The following is a 24,019-nucleotide window of genomic DNA, read 5'->3' on the forward strand; positions in this document are numbered from 1 at the left end:
CCGGCACGATCGCTGCGGTGCCACCGGTGTCAAGGAATACGCAGCATGGTTTCAGATACGCAGCACGTGCCCGTCATGGCAACGCGACGGACGGCGGGCGTATCTTTCGCGGCGAGCCTGACATTCGAGGATATCCACCACAGCTATCATTCCAAGGAGACGATCAAGGGCGTCAGTCTGGCGGCAAAGGCCGGCGAGGTCCTGTGCCTGCTCGGCCCCTCCGGTTCCGGCAAGACCACGCTGTTGCGGATTGCCGCCGGCATCGAGATGCAAAGCGCCGGTCGCCTTCTGCTCAACGGGCAAGAGATTTCCGGCCCATCGATCTTCCTGCCGCCGGAAAAGCGCGGCGTCGGGCTGATGTTTCAGGACTTTGCGCTGTTTCCGCACATGACCATCCGCGACAACGTTCGCTTTGGGCTGACCGCCCTTCCCAAGAGGGAGGGGCTGATACAGGCCGATGCGGCCCTGGAGCGGGTTGGCTTGTCGCATTATGCCGACCGTTATCCCCATGTGCTTTCAGGTGGCGAGCAGCAGCGCGTCGCCCTTGCCCGTGCGCTCGCGCCACGGCCTGCCGTGTTGCTGATGGATGAACCTTTTTCGGGGCTCGACTCAAGGCTCAAGGATTCGATCCGTGCCGATACGCTCGCCATCCTGCGTGAGACCCGAGCCACAGCGATCGTCGTCACACATGATGCCGAGGAAGCGATGCGCATGGCCGACCGGATCGCTTTGCTCAAGGATGGACGCCTGGTCCAGGTCGGTACGGCCGACGAGCTTTATCGCAAGCCAAGGGACCTCTTCGCCGCCGGTTTCTTCTCTGAAATCAATGTGTTCGACGCGCAGGTTCGAAACGGCCGCGTCGACACGCCGCTGGGGGGCGTGGATGCCGGCAGATATCGCGACGGGCAGCTTCTTTCCGTAGCGGTGCGACTTTCGGGCCTGCATGTCGGTGAGGACGAGGGCGATATACAGGCACGGATCGTGTCGCGTCGTTTCATCGGAGTCGTCGAATTGCTCGAGCTGGCTGTGCCGGGCTGCGACGGGACGGTGCGCGCGCGCATCCGGGCGGACCAATTGCCGCAAGGATTGCGCGATGTAATGCTTTCAGTTAACGAGCGGGATATATTGCTGTTTGAAAAAGATGTTCCGACATCTTAGGGTCTGTGGCGAAAACGGGCTGTGCTGGTGGCGCGCCTGAAAATTGACACGCGAATAGGGCCTGAATTCGGGGAAGGCTCAGAGGGAGAATACGCATGGGTTCCTTTAGTATCTGGCACTGGCTGATCGTTCTTGTCGTGGTGCTGTTGTTGTTCGGCCGCGGCAAGATTCCGGAACTGATGGGCGACGTTGCCAAGGGCATCAAGAGCTTCAAGAAGGGCATGAACGACGATGACGTCGCGTCTGCTGACAAGCCGCTCGACGGCAAGACTGTCGATCACAAGTCTGACGAAGTTCGCTAGAGATCGAGCATCGATAGGGCCGGGCTGGGATTTCGTCCCGGCCGGCCGCATCACGGGTTTGCAGGACATATCGAATGCTTGATATCGGCTGGACCGAGCTAGTCGTCATTGCCATCGTACTGATCGTTGTTGTCGGACCGAAGGATTTGCCGCCGATGTTGCGGGCCTTTGGCCGCATGACGTCGAAGTTGCGCGGCATGGCCTCTGATTTCCGTCAGCAATTCGATGAGGCGCTGCGCGAGGCGGATCTTGAAGATGTCCGCAAGACGATCAGCGATGCGCAAAGCCTCAATCCGGCGAATGCGCTACGCGATGCCATGAACCCGCTGCGCCAGATTGGCAACGAGATCAAATCCGATCTCCAGAAGGCCGCTTCGCCGGACAAGCCGTCGGTTCCTTCTCCAGAGCCAGCAGCCACTTCCGCAGAGCCGGTGAATGCTCCTGTCGTCGCTGCGCCTGAGGCAAAGCCGGCAGATAGCGTTGCGGCAGCGGCAATCGGTTCCGCCAGCCGGCAGATGCAGCGCGCCGATGCGGCTGAGCCGGCAGCAAAGCCAAAGCGGGCAACGAAGGCGAAAGCTGAGACAACATCGCCCAAGAAGGCTTCTGCCGTGAAGGTCGCAGCGGTCGAGGCTGCACCCGCGAAGCCTGCGGCCAAGAAACCTGCCGCCAAGAAACCTGCGAAGGTCGAGGCCGAACCGGCTAAAGAAAAAACACAAAAGACACGCGCGGCAACGCGCAAGAAAGGTGACGCATGAGCGGCGATATCGAGGACCGGCCGCAGCCGCTGATCGAGCATCTGATCGAGCTCAGAAAGCGGCTGATGTGGGCCGTCGGCGCGTTCTTCGTCGCCTTTCTCGTCTGCTTCTATTTTGCCAAGGGTCTGTTCAACCTGCTGGTTCTGCCGTTCAAATGGGCGGTTGCCTGGGCAGGGATGGATCAACGCAATGTCGAGCTGATCTATACGGCGCCTCAGGAATTCTTCTTCACCCAGATCAAGGTGGCGATGTTCGGTGCCTTGGTGATCGCCTTTCCGGTTATCGCGTCGCAGATCTACAAGTTCGTTGCTCCGGGCCTCTACAAGAACGAACGCGCGGCATTTCTGCCGTTCCTGATCGCTTCGCCGCTTCTGTTCCTGCTTGGCGGCGCGCTGGTCTATTTCTTCTTCACGCCGATGGTCATGTGGTTCTTCCTGGCGATGGAGCAGGGCGCTGACGAAGGCCATGTGGCGATCCAGCTTCTGCCCAAGGTTTCGGAATATCTGAGCCTGATCATGTCGCTGGTCTTTGCCTTCGGTCTCGTGTTCCAGCTGCCGGTGATCACCACGCTTCTCGCGCGTGTGGGCTTCGTCACTGCCCAAGGGCTTGCCGAGAAGCGTAAATACGCAATCGTGATCGCCTTCGTCGTCGCGGCCGTCCTGACGCCGCCGGACCCGGTTTCCCAGATCGGCCTTGCACTGCCGGCCATCCTTCTCTACGAAATTTCGATCCATATGGCGCGACTCGTCGAAAGACGACGGGCAGCGGATGCGCTCCAGCGCGAGGCCGCCCAGTCGCAGGAAGAAACTTCCGAAGAGGTTGGCCCCGCCCAGGGCTGAGCATTCGACGGTTCCGCGCCGTGACCTGAAAAACGCGTGGAACGACAATGCTTGATATCAAATGGATCCGTGAGAATGCCGATGTGCTGGACGCCGCCCTGGCCAAGCGGGGCGCGGAACCATCGTCCGCGTCTCTGATCGCCGTAGACGAACGTCGCCGCACGATCCTTCAGTCGCTGCAGGACATGCAATCGCGCCGCAATGCCGCATCGAAGGATATCGGCGCGGCGATGGCGCAGAAGAACAGTGAGCTTGCGGAAAAGCTGAAGGCCGAAGTGGCCGAGCTGAAAAATTCCATGCCGGCCCTCGAGGAAGAGAGCCGCCAGGTCGAAGCCGAACTGAACGACGCCCTGTCACGCCTGCCCAACATTCCGCTCGACGATGTCCCTGTCGGTTCGGACGAGGCGGACAATATCGTGACGCGCGTCGTCGGCGCCAAGCCCACCTGGAATCACCAGCCGCGCGAACATTTCGAAGTCGGCGAGGCGCTCGGCCTGATGGATTTCGAGGGCGCCGCGCGCATTGCCGGATCGCGCTTCACCATCCTGAAGGGGCAGCTCGCCCGGCTCGAGCGCGCGCTCGGCCAGTTCATGCTGGACCTGCACACGCAGGAGCACGGCTATACCGAGGTTCAGCCTCCGTTGCTGGTGCGCGACGATGCGATGTACGGCACCGGGCAATTGCCGAAATTTGCCGAAGACCTGTTCCGCACCACCGATGACCGCTGGCTGATTCCGACTGCCGAGGTGCCGCTGACCAATATCGTTCGCGAGCAGATTCTCGACGGCGAAAAACTGCCGCTGCGCTTCACGGCGCTGACGCCGTCCTTCCGTTCGGAGGCCGGTTCTTCGGGCCGTGACACGCGTGGCATGCTGCGCCAGCACCAGTTCAACAAGGTCGAACTCGTGTCGATCACCGATGCGGAGACATCCGTTGCCGAGCATGAGCGCATGACCGCCTGTGCCGAAGAGGTGTTGAAGCGCCTCGGGCTGCACTACCGCGTGATGACGCTTTGCACCGGCGACATGGGCTTTGGCGCCCGCAAGACCTACGATCTTGAGGTCTGGCTTCCGGGCCAGGATACATACCGGGAGATTTCGTCCTGCTCGGTCTGCGGCGATTTCCAGGCGCGGCGCATGAATGCGCGTTACCGCAACAAGGAAGACAAGGGCACGAAGTTCGTTCATTCGCTGAACGGGTCCGGTGTCGCGGTCGGCCGGGCGCTGATTGCCGTTATCGAAAACTACCTCAACGCCGACGGTTCGGTTTCGGTGCCCGATGTCCTGCTTCCCTATATGGGCGGCCAGACGCGTATCGAAAAAGCTGCCTGACGGGAAAGAAGTCGCAATGCGGATCCTGCTGACAAACGACGACGGCATCCACGCCGAGGGCCTTGCGGTCCTCGAGCGGATTGCGAGGACAATTTCCGATGATGTCTGGGTGGTGGCGCCCGAAGCGGATCAGAGCGGTCTTGCCCATTCGCTGACGCTGTCTGAACCTTTGCGCCTGCGCCAGATCTCCGAGAAGCGTTTTGCGCTGAGGGGCACGCCGACGGATTGTGTCATCATGGCAGTGCGCAAGGTTTTGGACCGCAAGCCGGATCTCGTGCTCTCGGGTGTCAACATCGGCGCGAACATGGCGGATGACGTGACCTATTCCGGAACCGTCGCCGGTGCGATCGAGGGAACGCTGCAGGGAATTCGCTCGATGGCGCTCAGCCAGGCCTACAGCCACGTCGTCGGCGAGGCGGTTGCCTGGGATGTTGTCGAGCGCCATGCGCCTGCGTTGATCCGAACTCTACTGGCGGTTGACCTGCCTGATGGAACGCTGCTTAACCTCAACTTCCCGAAATGCTCTGCCGACGCTGTCGCCGGCACGGAGGTAACCTCGCAAGGCAAGCTCGATTTCGGCTTGACGATTGACGAGCGTTCTGACGGCCGTGGGTTTCCTTACTTCTGGCTGCGCTTTGGCGAGCGTTTCGGCGATTTCCGCGCCGGTACCGACATCCACGCCCTTCGGGAAAACCGGATCTCGGTGACGCCGCTGAAGCTTGATCTGACCGACTACACTGTGCAGGATCGCTTAGCGCGAGCCTTGAGCGAAGGGGCCGTCGATTGAGCGGACGTGTTTCGGAACAGGAAGGCTTTGCTGCGATGGTCCTGCGGCTTCGCGGTGAGGGTATCAGCAACCAGAGCCTACTGAACGCGGTCGAGCAGACGCAACGCGGCCATTTCACACCTCCGCAATTCCAGGCGGACGCTTACTCCCAGCGAACGATCCCGCTCGATTGTGGCTCGTTCATGGAAGGATATGACTTCGCCGTCCGGCTGCTGCATTGCCTCAATCTCAAGTCCGGCCAGCGTATTCTGGAAGTCGGCACCGGCAGCGGCTTTACCGCTGCGGTGATGGGGCGCATTGCTGAGCGCGTGCTGACGATCGATCGCTATCAGACGCTTGTCGCCACCGCCCAGAAGAACCTGGAAAAATCGGGCGTTCGCAACGTCATCGTCCGCCAGGCCGATGGCAGCGCGGGGGTGCCGGGCGAGGGTACGTTCGACCGCATCCTGATTACCGCTGCTTTCAACAGTCTGCCGCGCATGTTCTCCGACCACCTCGTTTCCGGAGGAACACTGGTGGTTCCGATCATGATGAGCGAAACGCATTGTCGGGTGGTTCGTGTCAGCCGCACCGGCAGCCGTTTCGACCGCGAGGATCTGTTCGACGCGCCTTACATTCCGATCGTGACGCAACTGGCGTCTTACCTCTAGGCCCGCAGGCCGCTTGAGCGGATCGATGCGGCCAGTTGATCTTTGCGGCCAAGGGCTGCCCGTCTCAACGACAGTCTGAACCCGACCCCGATCACAATTCTGCCGAGGGATTGGCCTGCTACGTAGCGCGGCAATGCCAAGTTCATGGATTGTGATGTCTCGACGAGACAGGCGCGTTAGAGCGCAGTCCGGTGGCGATCGCCGTGGCCGCGCGACACGGTGCAGACATTTGCCTGCTCAATCGGTCGCTGGTTAACAAAATCCTAATTCCTCCAGTTTCGCGCAAGCTTCGCGCCATACGCCTTCGGCTGCACGAAAGGTCTGGCCTTGCGAGTCGCTGAATTTCTATGCGGTTCGGAAAGGTGATCTGGTCGTGCGGTTGACGGAGACGGCACATGCAGATTGCGAACAGGCTGACGGCTGCCACATCAGGCGACGGATTGGGCAATCTTGCCGGTCGTGCGGCTGGACAATCCGCTGCCGGTGGCAAGGACGAGAGTGCTGCGCAGGCCATGCAGGCCACCTTTTTCGATCCGACGCCGCGCATTTCGCTTTCCGCCGATGCGCTGCTCTACCTCAGCCAGAACAGGAAGTCCTCCGATGGGCAGCCCGCGCTGACGCGCGACGAATGGAACAACCGCTTGTCGCCGCAGCTGGCCTTGCGAGAGTACCAGGCCTTTGGAAAGTTTCTCGAGACCGGCGACCATCGCGACTACTACAAGGGCTTCATCGAGTATTACGATGGCCTGCGTTCGGAAGACCAGAACAGCCTGCGCTATTTCGGGACACGTGAGGCGGCTGTCGCCGGGTTGCGCTCGCTCGAATACGAGCAGGCAAGTGGCCTCGAGGCGGAGACGACTTTCCAGACGCTGGTGAGCGTGCTTCTCGAGGAAGACAAGACCGCGCTGTCGGAAGTGCCGGCGGTACCGGCGGGACGACAGATCTTTGCCTGGGACCTGACAAGCATCAGCTATGAGGACGAGCCAACCGAGCGGCGTGCCGTCTCGGAGATCGAGCGCCTTTATTCCGAACTGATCTAGGTTCACTGTGCGCTCGTTGGCGCGCTGCGCATCGTTCTATGGTTAGCATTCTGTCAAACTAGGGCTTTGGTGGTGCTGACCTTAACCGCGCGGTAACTCTAATACGCTTTAATAAACCCACATCGAGTTGCGTTCGGAGTGGGTAAGCGTCATGCGTCAGTTTGTATCTCCCAAGGTTGGAAAGTCCACGATCCGCCTGTGTGCAGCGGTCCTGTTGGCAGGTGTTGCCACCGGCTGCAGCTCCGACGCCAGCCGTTTCGACGGTTTGTTCTCGCGGTCGGACGCCTTGACCACCAACTCAATCCAGAGAAATACGACCCCCGTGCCGCGCGGCGATGTCGCGAACGGCCAGATGGCGGTCGTTTCACCGGCCGACACGCGCAACTCGGCGCTCGGGCAGCCCTACCCATCGGCAAACGGCGCCTACGATCCGGTCAATACGTCATCGACGCCGATGTCCACCGCGCGCGCTGCCTCGACACCGATCAATGTGCAGCGCTCGACGCTCGCTGATCCGACGTCAAGCGCGAGCCGCGTTGCCGATCCGCAACCATTCCCGGCCGCCCGCCAGGTCGAGCAGGCGTCCGCGGCGACGCGGCAGGCATTGCCGGCCGCCGCCAACGAAACGGCGAGCAAGAGCGGTTGGACAACGCAGAACGCGCCTTCCGTCATGGTCCGCCAGGGCGACAGCGTTGCCATTCTCTCCAAGCGGTTCGGCGTTCCTGAAAAGGAAATCCTGAAGGCCAACGGTTTGAAGACTGCAGGTCAGGTCGAGCCTGGTCAGCGCCTCGTCATCCCGACCTTCGGTGTTGCAAGCAGTGCCGCGAAGGCTGCCGCCTCCAACACGCTCACCGACGTTGATGGCAGCAAGCGGCAGCCGTCGCCCTTGCCGACTGACCAGCGCGACGTCGCGATCCTGCCCGGCCAGTCGCAGTCCCGCGACAAGAGCGAGGGCAAGACCGATGTGGCAGCAGGCAAGGTCTCCTCGACGGGCGAGGGTGGTGGTGAGGGTTCCTACACCGTCAAGCCGGGCGACTCGCTCAACCGCATTGCCAAGGCAACGGGTGTTTCAGTCGGGGCGCTCAAGCAGGCCAACGGCTTGACGGCAGAATCGATCCGCGTCGGCCAGACTTTGAAAGTGCCGGGTGCCGCAGGCGCTGCCACGGACCAGGTCAAGACGGCTTCCGTTCCGAAGAAGGCCGAAGGCCAGGTCGCCTCGCTCGACAAGAACAAGCCCGCTGAGTACCAGCCGCCGGTGGCCAAGCAAAGCGTATCCGAAGTCGCCAGCAAGAATCCCGACGTTGACGAGGAATCGCCGAAGTCGACGGGCATCAGCAAGTATCGCTGGCCGGTTCGCGGTGCAGTTGTTGCCGGCTATGGCGCCAATGTTGATGGCAATCGCAACGACGGCATCAACATTTCCGTGCCCGAGGGCACGCCGATCAAGGCTGCCGAAAACGGTGTGGTCATCTACTCCGGCAGCAGCCTGAAGGAACTGGGTAACGCTGTCCTCATTCGTCACGACGATGGCACTGTCACCGTCTACGGCAATGCGTCCGAGCTGAAGGTCCAGCGCGGCCAGAAGGTTCAGCGTGGCCAGACCCTTGCCGCTTCCGGCATGACCGGTCGGGCAAGCCAGCCGCAGGTCCACTTCGAAGTGCGCAAGAACGCCAGCGCGGTGAACCCGGCGACCTTCCTCGAGTAGGCCGATAGCACGCGAGTTGCTATCAGCCGTCCAGCCGGTGGCGCAGACGGCCGGCCAAATCTTGAATGAACTGCCAGGCGACGCGGCCGGACCTTGCTCCCCGCGTCGTTGACCACTCCAGCGCATCGGCGTGCAAGGCGTCTTTGTCGACCGCAATGCCGTAATGGCCCGCGTAGCCGTCGATCATCGCCAGGTAGTCGTCCTGGCTGCATTTGTGGAAGCCGAGCCACAGGCCGAAACGATCCGAAAGCGATACCTTTTCCTCGACTGCCTCTGACGGATTGATGGCGGTCGACTGTTCGTTTTCCATCATGTGCCGCGGCAGGAGGTGACGTCGGTTCGATGTTGCGTAGAGCAGCACGTTGGTCGGCCGCCCTTCGACGCCGCCATCGAGCACGGCTTTCAGCGACTTGTAGGACGTGTCGTCGTGGTCGAAGGAAAGATCGTCGCAGAAGACGATCACCGGAACGGGAGCCGACTTCAGGATGTCCATCAGTGCCGGCAGCGTGGCGATGTCCTCGCGGTGAACTTCCACCAGCTTGACGGCAACGCCCGTATCGCGGGCGACTTGGGCATGGACGGATTTGACGAGCGACGATTTTCCCATGCCGCGCGCGCCCCAGAGAAGCACGTTGTTTGCCGGATAACCTTCGGCAAAACGCAGCGTGTTGTCGACCAGGATGTCGCGCACATGGTCGACGCCGGTAATGAGCGACAGCTCGATGCGGTTCGGCCTCTTGACCGGCTGCAGATGGTGCGTTGCCGGCGCCCAGACGAAACACTCGGCGGCGTCCCAATCGTTGGCGGCGGCAGCGGGGCCGGCGATGCGCTCAATCGCCGCGGAAAGCTTCTGCATTTCCTTGATGAGAACGTCGATCTTTGTTTCACCCATCGGTCCATCTCCGCTTGCTGAATCAGTCACTTGGCTTCGGTTTAACCGAGTAGCACGCAGGTTTGCGCTGGAAAAGGCCGCACCGGGTGGGAGGGGGGGTTCTCCTCTTGCGGAATTTATGTCAGAGGCACTGGATCGGATACGGGTGCCGTCGCTTTGCATTGCGGCTGCGCGCCCTTATATTCCGGCCGATTTGGCGCGGAGGAACCGCCGCATATTTTGAACTCAAGGAGTGATCGATGTTCATTACCGAAGCTTTTGCGCAGACAGCCGCCGCCCCGTCGACCGGCGGTGCGGACATTCTTATGTCGATTCTGCCTTTCCTGCTGATCTTTGTCGTCATGTATTTCCTCATCATTCGTCCGCAGCGCGCTCAGATGAAGCGCCGCGAAGAACTGCTGAAGAACATCCGTCGCGGTGATCAGGTCGTGACTGGCGGCGGCATCGTCGGCAAGGTGACGAAGGTTGTCGACGACAGCGAACTGGAAGTCGAAATCGCCGAAGGCGTCAAGATCCGCGTCATTCGCGGCGGCGTATCGGAAGTTCGCGTCAAGGGCGAACCCGTAAAGGAATAATTCCAGTCCAGCCATATCCGGGAGCATCCGGGAAGCGGAGCGTTTGAGGCATGTCCAATCTGAAGCCGTTGAAGAGCGCTCTTGTTTGGCTGGCAGTGCTTTTGGGCATCGCGTTTGCGATGCCGAATTTCCTGACGAAGGAACAGGCTGATGCGCTGCCTTCGTGGCTCCCGCATCGCCAAGTGGCGTTGGGGCTCGATCTCCAGGGTGGCTCTCACTTCATGTTGCAGGCCTCGCGCGAGGACATCCTCGCCGAACGGCTTGAAGCGGTGACAAATGATGTCGGCAAAGCGCTGCGCGATGCCGACATCGCCTATATCGGCCTGTCGGGCGAAGGGCAGTTGATATCGCTGCGGGTCCGTGACCGGGCTAAATTGCCGGCAGCGCGTGCCGCACTTGCTCCGCTCATGGTTCCGGTGGAAACCGGTGGACTGGTCAACGACGAAATCACCGAACTTGCTTTCGACAGCGCCGAAGAAGACGATCTGATCCGCCTTCGCCTGAGCGACGAAGGCATCGACTACCGCATGTCGCAGGCGTTGGGCCAGGCCATGGATGTCGTTCGGCGCCGGATCGCCGAAGTCGCGGTAGCAGAACCTTTGCTTCAGCGCCGAGGCGATGACCGGTTGATCGTTCAGGTTCCGGGTCTGGCGGATCCACAACGCCTGAAGGACCTGCTCAGCCAGCGCGCCCGCATTTCCTTTCAGATGTTGAACGTGACCGTGCCCGTGCAGCAGGCCGTCGATGCGCAGCCGCCGGTCGGCAACGAAGTTCTGTATTCCTTCGACGATCCACCGATCCCCTATCTCATCGAAAAGACACCGCTGCTGTCGGGGGAAGATTTCACCAGCGCCGAACCGCAGATCGACGCGACAAGCGCCGAGGCGTCGGTTGCCATCAAGCTGACGCCCGCGGCGACCGGTCGTGTCGCCGCCCTTCAGGCAAAGGGCGCCGACCAGAAGGTTGCGATCATTCTCGACGATCAGGTCGTCGCGACACCAATGATTGGCAACGCCGTGAAGGGCGATACGGCAATCATTGCCGCCGATCTGCCGGAGGAAGGCGCCGGCGATCTCGCAGCGCTGGTCAGGACCGGACCTCTGCCGGCGACTTTGACGGTCGTTGAAGAGAGGACCGTCGGGCCAGGCGTTGGCGATGATGCGATCGGCGACGGTCTGAAGGCCGGCTTCGTCGCCGCCGTTGCCGTTGCTGCATCGATGGTCTTCTTCTACGGCGTCTTCGGCATCTTCGCCGTTGCTGCCCTGGCGGTGAACCTGATCCTGATCATCGCAGTCCTTTCACTAACCGGTGCGACGCTGACATTGCCGGGCATTGCCGCAATCATTTTGACCATTGGCGTTGCCGTCGACTCCAACGTGTTGATCTACGAGCGTATTCGCGAAGAGGCGCGGGGTGGGCAGCCTCTGGTTCAATCGGTCAACAAAGGCTTTGCGCGTGCCTTCAGCAGCCTTTTCGATGCCAATTTGACGATGCTGATCGCAGGGGCGATCCTCTTCTACCTCGGGTCCGGTCCGGTTCGAGGCTTTGCGGTTACGCTGGCAATCGGTAGTTTCACCACGCTGTTTACCGCCTATACCGTCACACGCAGGATCGCCAAGGCGTGGCTGCGCGGCTGGAAGGCGCAGCATCTGCCGAAGGGTATTCGCACGGGACGCTTCAGCGATCTCGACATCCGCTTCATGGCGATCCGCAACCCGGTCTTCATCGTCATGGCGGCGCTGTCGGTTGCTTCCGTCCTGCTTCTTGGCACTCTCGGTCTCAACCTGGGTGTCGACTTCAAGGGCGGCTCAATCATCGAGCTCGAAAGCAAGGCCGGCAACGTCGATATTGCCGACCTGCGCGTGCGGCTTGACGAGTTGAACCTGGGCGAAGTGCAGGTGCAGCATCTCGGCTCGGGCAACGGCGTCCTGGTGCGCGTGCCGTCGCAGGAGGCCGGCGACAACGCCGAGCAGACGGCGATCGGCGTCATCCGGGCGGAACTCAGTGACGAATATGCCTTCAAGCGCGTCGAGGTTGTCGGTCCGGTGGTATCGGGCGAATTGACCCGTGCGGGAACGACTGGTCTTGCCGTCTCCTTCGTCGCGATCCTGCTCTATGTCTGGTTGCGTTTCGAGTGGCGATTCGCGCTGGGTGCGATCGTCGCGACCCTGCACGACGTACTGCTGACGATCGGTTTCCTTGTGGTGACCGGCATCGAGTTCAATCTCGGCAGCATCGCCGCTGTCCTGACCATCATCGGCTATTCGCTCAACGATACCGTCGTGATCTATGACCGCATCCGCGAGAACCTCGGCCGCTACAGGAAGATGCCGCTCTCGGTGCTGATCGACGCTTCGATCAACCAGACACTGTCACGCACGATCCTGACGGCGCTGACGACGGTGCTGGCGCTGACGGCGCTCTACCTCTTCGGTGGTGGTCTTATCCGCTCTTTCAGCGTTACCCTCTTGTTTGGCGTCATCGTCGGCACGATCTCTTCGATCTATATCGCTGGTCCGATCCTCATCCTCTTCCGCAAGCGGACGGACCATTTCCAGGGTGGGGAGAACGTCTCCGGCCCGGGCGCCGGGGCGGCGCAAACGGCAAAGGGTTCAGTCTGAAATGCCAAGGGGTATCGAAATCCGCGAAGCGCATTTTCCGGGGCGTGCCCCGATCGATGCCTATGGCAATGGCGGCTTTCGCTTTGCCGACATGTCGCATCGCGGCTCCGTGCTGATGTTGCCTTCGGGCGTCTATGCATGGGATGTTGCAGAGGGCGATCCGCTGGCGGTTGAAAAGTTCCAGCGCGTGTTGGACGAGGCGCGCGATATCGAAGTGCTGCTCGTCGGCACCGGCCGTGACATCCGCCCGCTGCCGGCCGAGCTGAAGACCGCCCTGCGTGCGCTGAACATCTCCTCCGATCCGATGAGCACAGGGGCCGCCGTCAGAACCTACAATGTGATGCTGGCCGAAGCGCGGGCGGTTGCCGTCGCGCTGATTGCCGTCTGATCTCGGCCAGGGAAGACTTGCGTGCAAGAAATCGATACCCAGATCCTGAGCGACCTCAGGGACAATGACCGTGACCGCTACCTCGCCTGCCTGCTGGCGCCTGCAGCGAGTCAGTCGTCACTCGCTGCGCTCTACGCCTTCAACGCCGAGCTCGCCCGCATTCGCGAGCTGGTCCATGAGCCGATCCCGGGTGAGATCCGCATGCAATGGTGGCGAGAGTTGCTGGAAAACGAAGATGCGACGGGTGAGGGGCACCCGCTCGCACGTGCGCTGCTCGACTGCATTCGTAAGCATAGACTTCCCATCTCGGTGTTTCAGAACATGATCGACGCCAGGATCTTCGATCTCTACGATGATCCGATGGAAGACCGGGCGGCATTCGAAGGTTACGCCGGTGAGACTGCGTCGGCGCTGATCCAGCTGTCCTGCCTTGTTCTTGATCCGCAAAATGCAGCGAAGTCCGCCGAGGCAGCCGGCCACGCTGGCGTCGCGCAGGCGGTGGCGGGGGTGCTGCTGCTGCTGCCGCAGCATTGCCGCCGAGGGCAGGTCTACCTACCGGCCGAGCTCCTGCGGGCAACCGGCCTCGACAGGGAAACGCTGCTCGCCGGGGAGGATCAAGACGCGATCGGAAGAGCGGTCAGGGCGTTTGCGGGCTACGGCCGGGACCACCTGACCAAGGCGCGTGCCCGGCTCGATACGATCGCGCCCGGCAATTTCCCCGGCTTTGTTCCCCTAGCACTCGCCGAGCCGATCTTCGACCGTGCCGAGACCGTCGGCGCGGGGGTGTTGCGCGATCCGATCAGGCCGGCGCAGTGGCGGCGGCAATGGTGGATGTGGTGGGCGAGCAGGTGCAGGCGGTTCTAAGTGGCGGGAGCGGGCATCAGAGGGCGCAGCATATGGTCAAACTGGCGCAAGGCTCACACCGTATAGAGGCAGTTTATCGGCTTCTTGCCCACTGAAGGGGTGCCCGTCTGATGCTCTGGCTGCTTTTGATCATCGTCGTCATTCTTGCCGGCTCGTTCTACATGTGGATGAACGCGCGGGCTGAACGGGACTGGAACGACCCGGATGCCGGCTCGGCGATGGTCGAGTTCGGGCGGGCCTTTCCGGACGAGGCAATTCGTGCCCTTCATTCGACCGCGGACCGCAAGGCGATCTTCCTGCGACTGCATGACGGCAAGGCCGGTTTCATACAATCACATGGAACGCATTATGTTTGCCACGTCATTCAGCCGGGCAAGGTCCGGGTCAACAGTTCCGAAAGCGGCCATGGGTTGATCGTTCATTTCCCCGATTTCGCCTATCTCGACAATGCGTTCGAGTTTCACAACCCCAGTGAGGCGGCTGAAGTCTCGCTGTGGCTGCTTGGCAGCTTCAGCCCGAAATCGGAATTCACCGCCGATGAGGCGGACGTGCCATCGCCAGCGAAAGCGGGCGAATAACGAACACCTGGCGGCAGCCATCGCTGCCGGCGGTCCTGATCAGTGTAAGCCTGCGAAAGTAAGAGGCCCGCAAACCGGCGTTGATCCGGATTGCAGGCCAATTGCCTGGTGGCCGATTACCCGTTCAACCAGGCGGCACAGTCGCTGAGTGCGCGCGCAGCAGTCGCCTGCTTCTTTGCCGCAGCCTTTTCCTTGCCGCGGAAACGCTTCACGCCCTCGGGCTTGGTGATGGCGCCGGGATCGAGCGGTGGGAACAGCCCGAAATTGACATTCATCGGCTGGAACGAGCGTTTGCCCGGTTCGTCGTCGGAAACGATGTGGCCGCCAGTAATATGATTGAGCAGTGCGCCAAAGGCGGTCGTTGCTGGCGGCGTGATCAATTCTTCGCCCTTGCGTTGCGCTGCGGCGAACCGACCGGCCAGCAAGCCGATGCTGGCACTTTCCACGTAGCCCTCGCAGCCGGTGATCTGACCGGCGAAGCGCAAGCCCGGCCGTGACTTGAGCGTCAGCGTTCCGTCGAGCAACGTGGGTGAGTTGATATAGGTGTTGCGGTGCAGGCCGCCGAGGCGGGCGAATTCGGCATTCTCGAGGCCCGGGATCATGCGGAAGACTTCCGCCTGCGCGCCATACTTCAGTTTCGTCTGGAAGCCGACCATGTTGTAGAGCGTGCCAAGCGCGTTGTCCTGGCGCAGCTGGACGACAGCGTAGGCCTTGACTGTCGGGTTGTGGGCATTGGTGAGGCCCATCGGCTTCATCGGCCCGTAGCGCAGCGTCTCGCGCCCGCGCTCGGCCATTACCTCGATCGGCAGGCAGCCGTCGAAATAGGGCGTACCTTCCCATTCCTTGAAGCCGGTCTTGTCGCCGGCCACGAGCGCGTCGATGAAGGCGTTGTACTGCTCCTCGTTCATGGGGCAGTTGATATAGTCCTTGCCGGTTCCGCCGGGGCCCACCTTGTCGTAGCGCGACTGATACCAGCAAATGTCCATGTCGATCGTCTCGGTATAGACGATCGGCGCGATGGCATCGAAGAAGGCGAGCGCATCGGCGCCCGTTTCCTGGCGGATCGATTCGGCAAGGTCAGGGGCAGTCAGCGGGCCGGTGGCGATCACCGCCAGGTCCCATTCTTTCGGCGGCAAGCCGCGGATTTCTTCGCGCACCACGGTGATGAGCGGGTGGCCGGCGATCGCCGCGGTGACGGCATCGGAGAAGCCGTCGCGGTCGACGGCGAGCGCGCCGCCCGCCGGCACCTGGTTCGCATCGGCCGCCTTCATGATCAGCGAGCCGGCAAGGCGCATTTCGGCATGCAGCACGCCGACAGCGTTGCTGGTCGCGTCGTCGGACCGGAACGAGTTCGAACAGACGAGCTCGGCAAGGCCGTCCGTCTTGTGCGCATCGGTGCCGCGCACGCCGCGCATCTCGTGCAGCACGACCGGAACGCCGGCCTCGGCGATCTGCCAGGCAGCTTCAGACCCGGCAAGGCCGCCGCCGATGACATGGATGGGAGAGTGGGAAGAGGTGTCTTTGCTCATGGCCGGCTTCCTACCATGCTCGCTTCGTCGTTCCAACCGTCGTTGCTATCGCCACAAACGAAAACGGCGCCCGAAGGCGCCGTCTTGGAAGTCTGGTCGTTCGATCCGATTAACGGAAGGAGCGCGATGCAATGTTGCGGATATCGTAGCGGGTGATGCCGATATCATTGAGAGCGTGGTTCGACAGGTTGCCGAGCTCGCTGACGGTGCGGCGGTAGTTGATCCAGCTTTTTGCGATACGAATCGGGTTCATGACTTTTTCCTCAAGATCTGTTTGTCGCGACAGCCATCTGTCTGCGTCGTTGAGGTTCTTATACGCTTGTCTAATTAGAAGGTGGAGTGCAAAGAAAATGCATCTGCTATGCATTTGTGCAGTGCATCGCCACATTGCTGGGCAAGAATTGCGCCCGCTCGAAAACGCGCCATCGCTTAAAGATTGATTAAAAAGCGGGAGAGGTCCATTAACGATTTGGAATCGTATCATTTTTTGGGCGGCTATCGGGGGCATGTCGCCGGCGTGTCTTGCTGCAAACCAAGGCAGGATTGCCGGTCCGGAGCCGTTCCTGGCTTGTGGTTGGCCTTCGCAGTTGCGAAGAGAATTTGTTAGGCAATTTGCCAACGAAAAACGCCCCCCGGAATGAACCGGAGGGCGTTGGTAATGTCCGGCGCGCTGCGCGAAGCAGCGCTCCTGGAGATTACTTGATTGCCTGACGTGCAACGTAGGCGATGTCGCCACGGCCGATGCCGAGGTCGCTCAGTTCGCGGTCGCTCATGCGGCCGAGTTCGTTGCAGGTCTGACGGTACTTGCGCCAATTGTTGAAAGAACGTGCGAGGTTCATGATCCTATCCTTTCTAGGGTCGTTTGCCAGCGCTTGTCTCTCGGCTGGCCGTCATCTGATGACCCGGAATATAATCGTTTTGAGCAGAAGTTACAGAGATAATGCTGCATCGCACCCATGCAGCTCATGCAGGTCTCGTTTTGATCGATGCACCGGCGTCGCACTCCGATGCCGCCGCGAGGAGGTCATGGACTTGGCCGGAGAATGGAGGGGGGAAAGGTGGTTGAATCAAACAACGCCCGCTGGGGGAGGAGATCCAGCGAGCGTCGTTTTGTTCTGATCGGCAACTGGGAGGAGGAGTGCTGCCGATCCAAATCGAGGGGCGCTGGGAGGAGGAGTGCGCCGCCCCGATCGATGAGTTGAAGATAGTTTAGTCTGCTGAATTTGTGTAGTTCAGATGTCTCATGGCACGTATGCGCTTAATGCATGGCTCGACGCGGAGTCGGTGAAAGGATGCGCAAACATTGTGCAGATGCTTCGAGCGGCCATGATAAACGCGAAGGGAGGGCTGAAACGAATAACGCCCGCTGGGGGAGGAGGTCCAGCGAGCGTCATTGAAGGTGATTGGCAACTGGGAGGAGGAGTGTTGCCAATCGTATCGGAGGGGCGCTGGGAGGAGGAGTGCGCCGCTCCGAATTCCATCGAACTTTCGTCCGGGTCTTTCCCGGCTCCCGGGGCGGCTGACCATCGCCGCTGGCGTCCGCTTGGCTGTTTGCCTTCGTTCGCCTCTGATGATTTGAATATAGGGTCTTTAAATCGATTTGTGCAGTGCAATATCCGCATGGAAGATATGCGCATTGCGCAAGTCGTCAAATTCGGGCGAAGACACCTGGGGTGCGCGTGATCGAATGGTTGTGTTTTTCCGACATTGCATGATTAGGTGTTGATCTCGGCTTGGGCCTTCAAGGGGCAAGTCGTCGCGGGAGGTGGGGCAATATGTATCGCGGGCGTCTCGAAAAGGATTTCAAGCATTGGGTCGGTATGGGGCTTCTGCCGGAAGCGTCCGCACGACAGATGCTTGCGGAGTACGACGGTCGCGAATCCGCGTTCCGGGCCGGGCGTGTGCTCTTGGTGCTGGCAGCTCTGCTGCTCTCCGCCTCGATCCTTTTGCTGGTGGCGGCCAACTGGGAGGCGCTGCCGCGTCTCGCGCGGCTGTTTGGTATCGTCGCCTTGATCTGGGGCTTTCATTTTGCCGGTGCCTTGTTTGTCCGGCGGGGCAATGGTGGTCTTGCGGCAGCGACGCTCGTGCTGGCCACAATGTCGTTCGGCGCCGGCATCGCGCTTGTCGGGCAGATGTATCATCTCTCCGGGGATGCCGCCGACGCGCTCCTGCTCTGGATCGCAGGGGCATGCGTAACCGCGCTCGCCTTTCGCTCGGCCGCTGTCACGACCGTGTGCGGCGGGCTGGCCTGGGCCTATTTCCTGACGGTGCTGTCCGAAAACGGACTTGGTGAAATCGTCGAGTGGCAAACCTGGATTGTCCCGGCACTTGCCATCCTCGTGGTCATCCTGGTGCGCCTGACGGACGCCGGTCGCGCCCGTCACCTGGCTTACCTGCTGGTGGTGGCGTGGCTCATCTGGCTCTATATCGAGAATTCGTCCCTCGGTTTTGCCGGCACATTGGCTGTCGGCGGCATTGTGGCCTTCCTCGCGGCAGCCATGCCCGGTTCACCGCTTCGTCCCATGGCGCTCGAGGCCGGTTCGGCGCCGGCATTCTATTCCTTTGCCCTCGCGCTCATCGGTTTCTCTGTGTTGCAGTTTGAAGCGGTCGGGTTGTTCACGGAAGTTGCCGCCGGTGCGGCCGTGCTGATCGTCGCTCTGCTTGGGATAGCGCTCGCCGGCGCGCAGAACGGAGCTGTTCGCTATCTCGGTTATGCGGCCTTTGCCGGTGAGCTTCTCTATCTCGCTTTCGAGACGCTCGGCTCGATGCTTGGAACCTCCGGCTTCTTCCTGATTTCCGGCCTGCTGGTGGCGGTAATCGCCTGGCTGGTGATCCGGATCGAGGGCCGATTGATGCGATCGGGACGCGAGGAGGTTTCGCCATGAATGATCTCTCCGCAAAGCGCCGCTGGCTGCCGCCGCTCGTCGCCGCGCTGATCGCGGCCGTTCTGCAGACGGCAGCGCTGGGCTACATGGTCGAAAGCCGGGCATCGATCCTGAGGAACGGCAAGGAAGTCCTGCTCAAGACAGTGCCGGTCGATCCGAGAGATCTGCTGCGCGGTGACTATGTCATCCTCAGCTATGACATTTCTTCACTGCCGCCTGAACTCTTCAAGGGCGGTTTGCCGAAGGCGCCGCAGGAGGTGACGGTTTTCGTGCGCCTTGCCAAGCAGCCGGACGGCTTCTGGAGTGCATCCGAAGCATCCTTCACGGAGCTTGCGCCTGCGGATGAAAGCGTCGTGCTTCAATCGCAGCCCTTCACTTACTACCCTTCGTCGAGCGAAATCCCGTCACCGATCAATGTCGCCTACGGTATCGAGCGATTCTATGTTCCTGAAGGTGAGGGACGGGTGCTGGAGCAGGCGCGCAATGCCGAAGCGCTTTCGGTGAACGTACGCGTCAATGATGCCGGGCGAGCGCAGATCAGGCAGATCGCAGTTGAAGGTACGCCTGTCTACGAGGAGCCGCTCTACTAGCGGCTCTTGGCGGGACCAAATCGTTCTATGTGGGTAATCGTATTTTCCCTTTGATCCCGTCAAAACGAGTGATATAGAGACGCCGCGCTCGGGAAAGCCCTGAACCTCAGCATGCCCTTTGTATCCGCGGTGTTTCCGTTGGTTGGTCTTGCGGGAATACGCTCAGTCGGTGCGATTGTCTGAACGCGGGTATGGTGAAATTGGTAGACACGCCAGATTTAGGTTCTGGTGCCGTAAGGCGTGGGAGTTCAAGTCTCTCTACCCGCACCAGGACAGTGATCGCACCAAAAGACCGGATTCTGCGTAGATGAAGGGGGCTGGAGTGCCATTTTGCTTGCAAAACGGTTACGGAACTGCGTAAAGCCACTCCCGGCAAATGGATCGGCTCACGTGCTCGCCAGACCTTTCTAAGGGGAAGAGCACAGTCAACGTGAAATGAAGGTTTGAACATGCAGGTTATCGAAACGCTCGCTCAAGGGCTGAAGCGCGAACTCAAGGTCGTTATCCCGGCCAAGGACATGGAAGCTCGGATGAACGAGCGCCTGGCCGAAGTTAAGGACCGTGTGAAGATCAACGGCTTCCGCCCGGGCAAGGTGCCGTTCGCGCATCTCAAGAAGGTCTATGGCAAGTCGATCATGGCAGACCTCGTCAACGAGATCGTCCGTGAAAAGCCGACCGAGATCCTTTCGGGCCGCGGCGAGAAGTCGGCGACCCAGCCGGAAATCGCGATGACAGAGGACGAGTCCGAAGCCGACAAGATCCTCAACGCCGAGGCTGACCTCGAGTTCACCGTCGCCTACGAAATCATCCCGGCGATCGAACTCAAGGACGTCAGCGGCATCAAGGTGACGCGCGAAGTCGTCGAGATCGCCGAAGACGAAGTCAACGAGCAGATCCTGCGCATCGCTGAAAGCGCCCGCACCTACGAATCGAAGAAGGGCAAGGCTGCCAACGGCGACCGCGTCACCATCGACTACCTCGGCAAGGTTGACGGCGAAGCCTTCGACGGCGGCAAGGACGAAGATGCTGAACTGGTTCTCGGCTCCAACCGCTTCATCCCGGGCTTCGAAGAGCAGCTCGTCGGCGTCAAGGCTGGCGACGAAAAGACCATCACCGTGACGTTCCCGGCCGATTACCCGGCAGCGAACCTTGCCGGCAAGGAAGCCACCTTCGACATCACCGTCAAGGACGTTGCTTCTGCCCAAGACATCGAAATCAACGACGAACTGGCCACCAAGCTCGGTCTCGAATCGGCTGAAAAGCTGAAGGAAATCGTTCGCGGCCAGATCGAGAGCCAGTACGGCTCGCTGACCCGCCAGAAGGTGAAGCGTCAGATCCTCGACCAGCTCGACGAACTCTACCAGTTCGACACGCCGGAGCGCCTCGTCGAAGCCGAATTCGAAAACATCTGGCGCCAGATCAACACCGACCTGCAGCAGGCCGGCAAGACCTTCGCTGACGAAGAAACCACCGAAGAAGAAGCCCGCGCCGAATACCGCAAGCTCGCTGAGCGTCGCGTTCGCCTCGGCCTCGTTCTCTCGGAAATCGGCGAAAAGGCCGGCGTTCAGGTCAGCGACGACGAACTGCAGCGTTCGCTGTTCGAACAGCTCCGCCAGTTCCCGGGCCAGGAAAAGCAGATCCTCGACTACTTCAAGAACACCCCCGGCGCCGCTGCTTCGCTGCGCGCTCCGCTGTTCGAAGAAAAGGTCGTCGATCACCTGCTGTCCGAGATCTCGGTAACCGACAAGACGGTTTCCAAGGAAGAGCTGACGGCTGACGACGAAGAAACCGAAGGCAAGGCTGACAAGAAGGCTCCGGCCAAGAAGAAGGCCGCTGCCAAGGCTGATGCCGCTGAAGGCGAAGAAGCCGCAGCTCCGAAGAAGAAGGCTCCGGCCAAGAAGAAGGCTGCTGACGACAGCGCCGAGTAATCGTTTCTTCGATTGCCTGAAAATCTGGGGCCCTGCCGTTCTACGGCAGGGCCTTTTCCGTTGTGCAGACGTTTGGGTGCAGATGTTTGGGTGCGCGCGGTGGCGACGCGATTTTCTCTACCGAAGATCCAGCAGCAGTGCGCGGTGATCCGAGACTTCAGGATGTGCCACCACATCGAAACCAACGACCTCGACATCCGGCGTCGCCAGCATGTAGTCGGCGAAGCGCCCAGGCTTTCCATAGTACGATGTGCGCGTATCGGCATGGCCGCGGCCGGTGACGAGATCGGCGAGGCCGAGATTGCCAAGGACCGTGAAGGTGTCGCTATCGGGGAGGAGATTGAGATCGCCGCAGACGATCAGCCTTTCGTTGCCGGGCCACACACGACCTATCAATTGCACCAGGGCATCCGCCTGGGCCTGCCGTTCCGGTGTGTCGCCCTTGCCGTTCTCCGCCCGCAGGCCGTGCATTTGCGCGATGGTGATGGAAAAGCCGGCCTCATAGTCGAAGATCCGGAGGCAATGGGCGTTTCGCGGACGCGGATGCTTGCCCCAGCCATCAGGGGAAAACGCGCCGTGGACGAAGTCGAGCGCCTGGCTGATGACCGGAAGGGATTTGCGCACGAACGTGGCCAAGCCGAATTCGGCATGGACCATGCGGATGCCATCGTGAAGCTCGCCTCTCGACGTCGGGCAGAAATAGCCGTCGTGATCAGCCAGGGCTGCCCGAATCTCGTCAAAGAGGTTGGCACGCTGTGGCAATTCAATATCGCGATCGCGGTAAAGGAGCCAGCCGGACGTCGTCTCGGGTGATCGCACGACTTCCTGGAGGCACAGAACGTCGGCATTCGCCTCGACGAGATACGGGATCAGCGACGCATGTAGCTTGCCGCCCCAGACATTCAGGGAAAGGATGCGTAATGACATGGCCAAATGCTCACCGGAAGGGCCGCCGGGAGATGCGCGATGCCCAGGCGGTGAACCAAAACAGAAGCCTAGGGCCGATGGCTTGATGGTGTGGCCAAGCATGCGGCCCTGAGACGGTCAGGACCGCGACGCTATCTGATTCGCGTGGCAGTGGCAGAGGCCGGCTTGCCGAGCCTTGCAGAATATCACGCCGTCGGCTTGATCTCGCCCATGCGGTTCCAGGCGTCGAGACCGGCGATCTTGTAGGCCTCGGCAAGCGTCGGATAGTTGAAGGTGTTTTCAACGAAGTACTCGACCGTTCCCTTGAGATTGAGCACGGCTTGGCCGATGTGAACCAGTTCTGTCGCGCCTTCGCCGATGATGTGCACGCCGAGCAGGCGACGCGTCTTCAACGAGAAGATCATCTTCAACAGCCCGGAATCGAGGCCCATGATGTGACCGCGCGACGTCTCGCGGAAGCGCGCCATGCCGCATTCGTAGGGAATGCCGCGATCCTTGACCTCTTCTTCGGAAAGGCCGCAGGTGGAGATTTCCGGCACGGCGTAGATGCCGTAAGGGAAATACTTCTGTGGTTCCATGGCGATCGCGCCAACGGCAACGCGAGCCGCGATGCGGCCCTGTTCCATGGACGTCGAGGCAAGGCTTGGAAAGCCGACCACGTCGCCGGCGGCATAGATGTTCGGCACCGAGGTCTGGAAGGTTTCGGGATTGACCTTCAGCCGCCCGCGGCTGTCTGCTTCCAGCCCGGCTGCAGCAAGATTGAGCGTGTCGGTAGCGCCCATGCGGCCGGCGGCAAAGAGCACCATATCGCTGGTGATCCGGCGGCCGTTGTCGAGCGTCAGCAACACCTTGCCATTGTCGAGCCGTTCAACCGTGTCTGCCTTGTGCCCGAGATGCAGCTTCATGTTGCGGTCGCGCAGTTGGTAGATGAAATCCTCGACGATCTCCTTGTCGATGAAGTCGAGCATCGTCGTCTTCGGGTCGATCACCGTCACCTGCGTGTCGAGCGCGCTGAAGATCGTCGCATACTCGATGCCGACGACGCCGGCGCCGATAACCACGAGCGAGCGCGGCAGTTCCGAAATATCGAGCAGTTCGTCGCTGTCGAGCACCGTCTTGCCGTCGAACGGCATGTAATCCGGGCGGAAGGGCTTGGTGCCGACGGCGAGCATGATGCTGGTGCCGGATACAAGCATGGTCTCGCCGTCGTCCTTGACGACTTCGAGTGTCGTTGGATCGACGAACCTCGCCTTGCCGCGCATCTGCTGCACCCGGTTGCGGGCAAACTGATGTTCGAGAACCTCGACTTCGTGGTTGAGCGTGATGATCAGCCGCTGGCGCAGGTCATCGGCGCTGATTTCTTCCTTGACGCGGTAGGACCGGCCGTAAAAGCCGCGCTCGCGCCAGCCCGACAGATTGAGCGCCGTTTCGCGCAATGTCTTCGAAGGGATCGTGCCGGTGTGCACGGAAACGCCGCCGACGCGTTTTCCCTGTTCGATGACGAGAACCTTCTTGCCGAGCTTGGCGGCCTGGATGGCGCCGCGGCGGCCTGCGGGTCCGCTTCCGACGACGATGAGATCGAACTGGTTCATAAGAATTCCGTCAAAAAGGGAGAATCGTTGTGCGCTGCGAAAAGTGTCGCTTGCATGCGTCTATACCGTCAATCGCACAGTTT

23 protein-coding genes and 1 tRNA gene are annotated in these 24,019 nt (G+C 60.9%); 18 read left to right on the forward strand and 6 right to left on the reverse strand.

Annotated elements, in window-relative coordinates:
- Window positions 1-45 precede the first annotated feature (45 nt).
- The 9 genes from AC1Q80_RS06890 (at window position 46) to AC1Q80_RS06930 (ending at window position 8,567) form a co-directional block, all read left to right on the forward strand.
- Window positions 46-1,158 carry an ABC transporter ATP-binding protein gene (locus tag AC1Q80_RS06890; protein WP_173419878.1) on the forward strand — a complete coding sequence of 371 codons (1,113 nt, stop codon included), beginning with the start codon at window positions 46-48 and terminating at the stop codon, window positions 1,156-1,158.
- A gap of 95 nt (window positions 1,159-1,253) precedes the next feature.
- Entirely contained in the window at window positions 1,254-1,460 is a 207-nt protein-coding gene (locus AC1Q80_RS06895; RefSeq protein ID WP_025426854.1) for a twin-arginine translocase TatA/TatE family subunit, read from the forward strand.
- A 74-nt stretch (window positions 1,461-1,534) separates the two neighbouring features.
- Window positions 1,535-2,215, forward strand: coding sequence for a Sec-independent protein translocase protein TatB (gene tatB, locus AC1Q80_RS06900; RefSeq protein WP_492359988.1), 681 nt, complete (start codon window positions 1,535-1,537; stop codon window positions 2,213-2,215).
- Window positions 2,212-3,054, forward strand: a complete 843-nt coding sequence (tatC, locus tag AC1Q80_RS06905) for a twin-arginine translocase subunit TatC (RefSeq protein WP_173419880.1) — start codon at window positions 2,212-2,214, stop codon at window positions 3,052-3,054. Before tatB ends, tatC begins: the two co-directional genes overlap by 4 nt.
- 47 nt (window positions 3,055-3,101) lie before the next feature.
- On the forward strand, window positions 3,102-4,385 hold the full coding sequence (gene serS / locus AC1Q80_RS06910) for a serine--tRNA ligase (protein WP_492359989.1): 1,284 nt from the start codon (window positions 3,102-3,104) through the stop codon (window positions 4,383-4,385).
- Between the two features lie 16 nt (window positions 4,386-4,401).
- Window positions 4,402-5,172: a 5'/3'-nucleotidase SurE gene (gene surE, locus AC1Q80_RS06915; RefSeq protein WP_209792312.1), complete on the forward strand. Its 771-nt coding sequence runs from the start codon at window positions 4,402-4,404 to the stop codon at window positions 5,170-5,172.
- On the forward strand, window positions 5,169-5,822 hold the full coding sequence (locus AC1Q80_RS06920) for a protein-L-isoaspartate(D-aspartate) O-methyltransferase (protein ID WP_077498262.1): 654 nt from the start codon (window positions 5,169-5,171) through the stop codon (window positions 5,820-5,822). The genes surE and AC1Q80_RS06920 overlap by 4 nt, the downstream gene beginning before the upstream one ends.
- Before the next feature lie 395 nt (window positions 5,823-6,217).
- Window positions 6,218-6,862 carry a biotin biosynthesis protein BioC gene (locus AC1Q80_RS06925; RefSeq protein WP_173419883.1) on the forward strand — a complete coding sequence of 215 codons (645 nt, stop codon included), beginning with the start codon at window positions 6,218-6,220 and terminating at the stop codon, window positions 6,860-6,862.
- A 151-nt stretch (window positions 6,863-7,013) separates the two neighbouring features.
- Window positions 7,014-8,567, forward strand: a complete 1,554-nt coding sequence (locus tag AC1Q80_RS06930) for a peptidoglycan DD-metalloendopeptidase family protein (protein WP_492359990.1) — start codon at window positions 7,014-7,016, stop codon at window positions 8,565-8,567.
- A 22-nt stretch (window positions 8,568-8,589) separates the two neighbouring features.
- Here AC1Q80_RS06930 and AC1Q80_RS06935 read toward each other — a convergent pair whose 3' ends face one another.
- Entirely contained in the window at window positions 8,590-9,459 is an 870-nt protein-coding gene (locus AC1Q80_RS06935; protein ID WP_173419885.1) for an ATP-binding protein, read from the reverse strand.
- 239 nt (window positions 9,460-9,698) lie between these two features.
- Between AC1Q80_RS06935 and yajC the strand changes: the two genes are divergently transcribed.
- From yajC to AC1Q80_RS06960, 5 genes are all read left to right on the forward strand, one after another.
- Window positions 9,699-10,034 carry a preprotein translocase subunit YajC gene (gene yajC / locus AC1Q80_RS06940; protein WP_173419886.1) on the forward strand — a complete coding sequence of 112 codons (336 nt, stop codon included), beginning with the start codon at window positions 9,699-9,701 and terminating at the stop codon, window positions 10,032-10,034.
- Between the two features lie 50 nt (window positions 10,035-10,084).
- Window positions 10,085-12,655 (forward strand): protein translocase subunit SecDF, encoded by a 2,571-nt coding sequence (secDF, locus tag AC1Q80_RS06945; RefSeq protein ID WP_492359991.1) that lies wholly within the window; start codon window positions 10,085-10,087, stop codon window positions 12,653-12,655.
- A 1-nt stretch (window position 12,656) separates the two neighbouring features.
- Window positions 12,657-13,043: an Mth938-like domain-containing protein gene (locus tag AC1Q80_RS06950; RefSeq protein ID WP_077498256.1), complete on the forward strand. Its 387-nt coding sequence runs from the start codon at window positions 12,657-12,659 to the stop codon at window positions 13,041-13,043.
- A 21-nt stretch (window positions 13,044-13,064) separates the two neighbouring features.
- Entirely contained in the window at window positions 13,065-13,907 is an 843-nt protein-coding gene (locus AC1Q80_RS06955; protein WP_492359992.1) for a phytoene/squalene synthase family protein, read from the forward strand.
- 110 nt (window positions 13,908-14,017) lie between these two features.
- Window positions 14,018-14,485: a hypothetical protein gene (locus AC1Q80_RS06960; RefSeq protein WP_492359993.1), complete on the forward strand. Its 468-nt coding sequence runs from the start codon at window positions 14,018-14,020 to the stop codon at window positions 14,483-14,485.
- A 116-nt stretch (window positions 14,486-14,601) separates the two neighbouring features.
- Here AC1Q80_RS06960 and trmFO read toward each other — a convergent pair whose 3' ends face one another.
- The 3 genes from trmFO to AC1Q80_RS06975 form a co-directional block, all read right to left on the reverse strand.
- Window positions 14,602-16,014: a methylenetetrahydrofolate--tRNA-(uracil(54)-C(5))-methyltransferase (FADH(2)-oxidizing) TrmFO gene (trmFO, locus tag AC1Q80_RS06965; protein WP_209792322.1), complete on the reverse strand. Its 1,413-nt coding sequence runs from the start codon at window positions 16,012-16,014 to the stop codon at window positions 14,602-14,604.
- A 109-nt stretch (window positions 16,015-16,123) separates the two neighbouring features.
- Entirely contained in the window at window positions 16,124-16,267 is a 144-nt protein-coding gene (locus AC1Q80_RS06970; RefSeq protein WP_065781539.1) for a DUF1127 domain-containing protein, read from the reverse strand.
- A gap of 442 nt (window positions 16,268-16,709) precedes the next feature.
- Entirely contained in the window at window positions 16,710-16,853 is a 144-nt protein-coding gene (locus AC1Q80_RS06975) for a DUF1127 domain-containing protein (protein ID WP_065781538.1), read from the reverse strand.
- A 936-nt stretch (window positions 16,854-17,789) separates the two neighbouring features.
- Here AC1Q80_RS06975 and AC1Q80_RS06980 point away from each other — a divergent pair.
- The 4 genes from AC1Q80_RS06980 to tig all read left to right on the forward strand — a co-directional run bounded on the left by AC1Q80_RS06980 (window position 17,790) and on the right by tig (window position 21,417).
- Window positions 17,790-18,899 (forward strand): DUF2157 domain-containing protein, encoded by a 1,110-nt coding sequence (locus tag AC1Q80_RS06980; RefSeq protein WP_492359994.1) that lies wholly within the window; start codon window positions 17,790-17,792, stop codon window positions 18,897-18,899.
- Complete coding sequence (locus tag AC1Q80_RS06985; protein ID WP_173419892.1) at window positions 18,896-19,489, forward strand: GDYXXLXY domain-containing protein; 594 nt, start codon at window positions 18,896-18,898, stop codon at window positions 19,487-19,489. The genes AC1Q80_RS06980 and AC1Q80_RS06985 overlap by 4 nt, the downstream gene beginning before the upstream one ends.
- A 185-nt stretch (window positions 19,490-19,674) precedes the next feature.
- Window positions 19,675-19,759, forward strand: a tRNA-Leu gene (locus AC1Q80_RS06990).
- Window positions 19,760-19,938: 179 nt separating this feature from the next.
- Window positions 19,939-21,417, forward strand: coding sequence for a trigger factor (tig, locus tag AC1Q80_RS06995; RefSeq protein WP_492359995.1), 1,479 nt, complete (start codon window positions 19,939-19,941; stop codon window positions 21,415-21,417).
- Window positions 21,418-21,534: 117 nt separating this feature from the next.
- Here tig and AC1Q80_RS07000 read toward each other — a convergent pair whose 3' ends face one another.
- Entirely contained in the window at window positions 21,535-22,344 is an 810-nt protein-coding gene (locus tag AC1Q80_RS07000) for an endonuclease/exonuclease/phosphatase family protein (protein WP_492359996.1), read from the reverse strand.
- 185 nt (window positions 22,345-22,529) lie between these two features.
- Window positions 22,530-23,936, reverse strand: a complete 1,407-nt coding sequence (gene sthA, locus AC1Q80_RS07005) for a Si-specific NAD(P)(+) transhydrogenase (protein ID WP_173419895.1) — start codon at window positions 23,934-23,936, stop codon at window positions 22,530-22,532.
- Window positions 23,937-24,019 lie beyond the last annotated feature (83 nt).

It is taken from the genome of Ensifer sp. GW823-FHT05D09 (assembly GCF_058795755.1).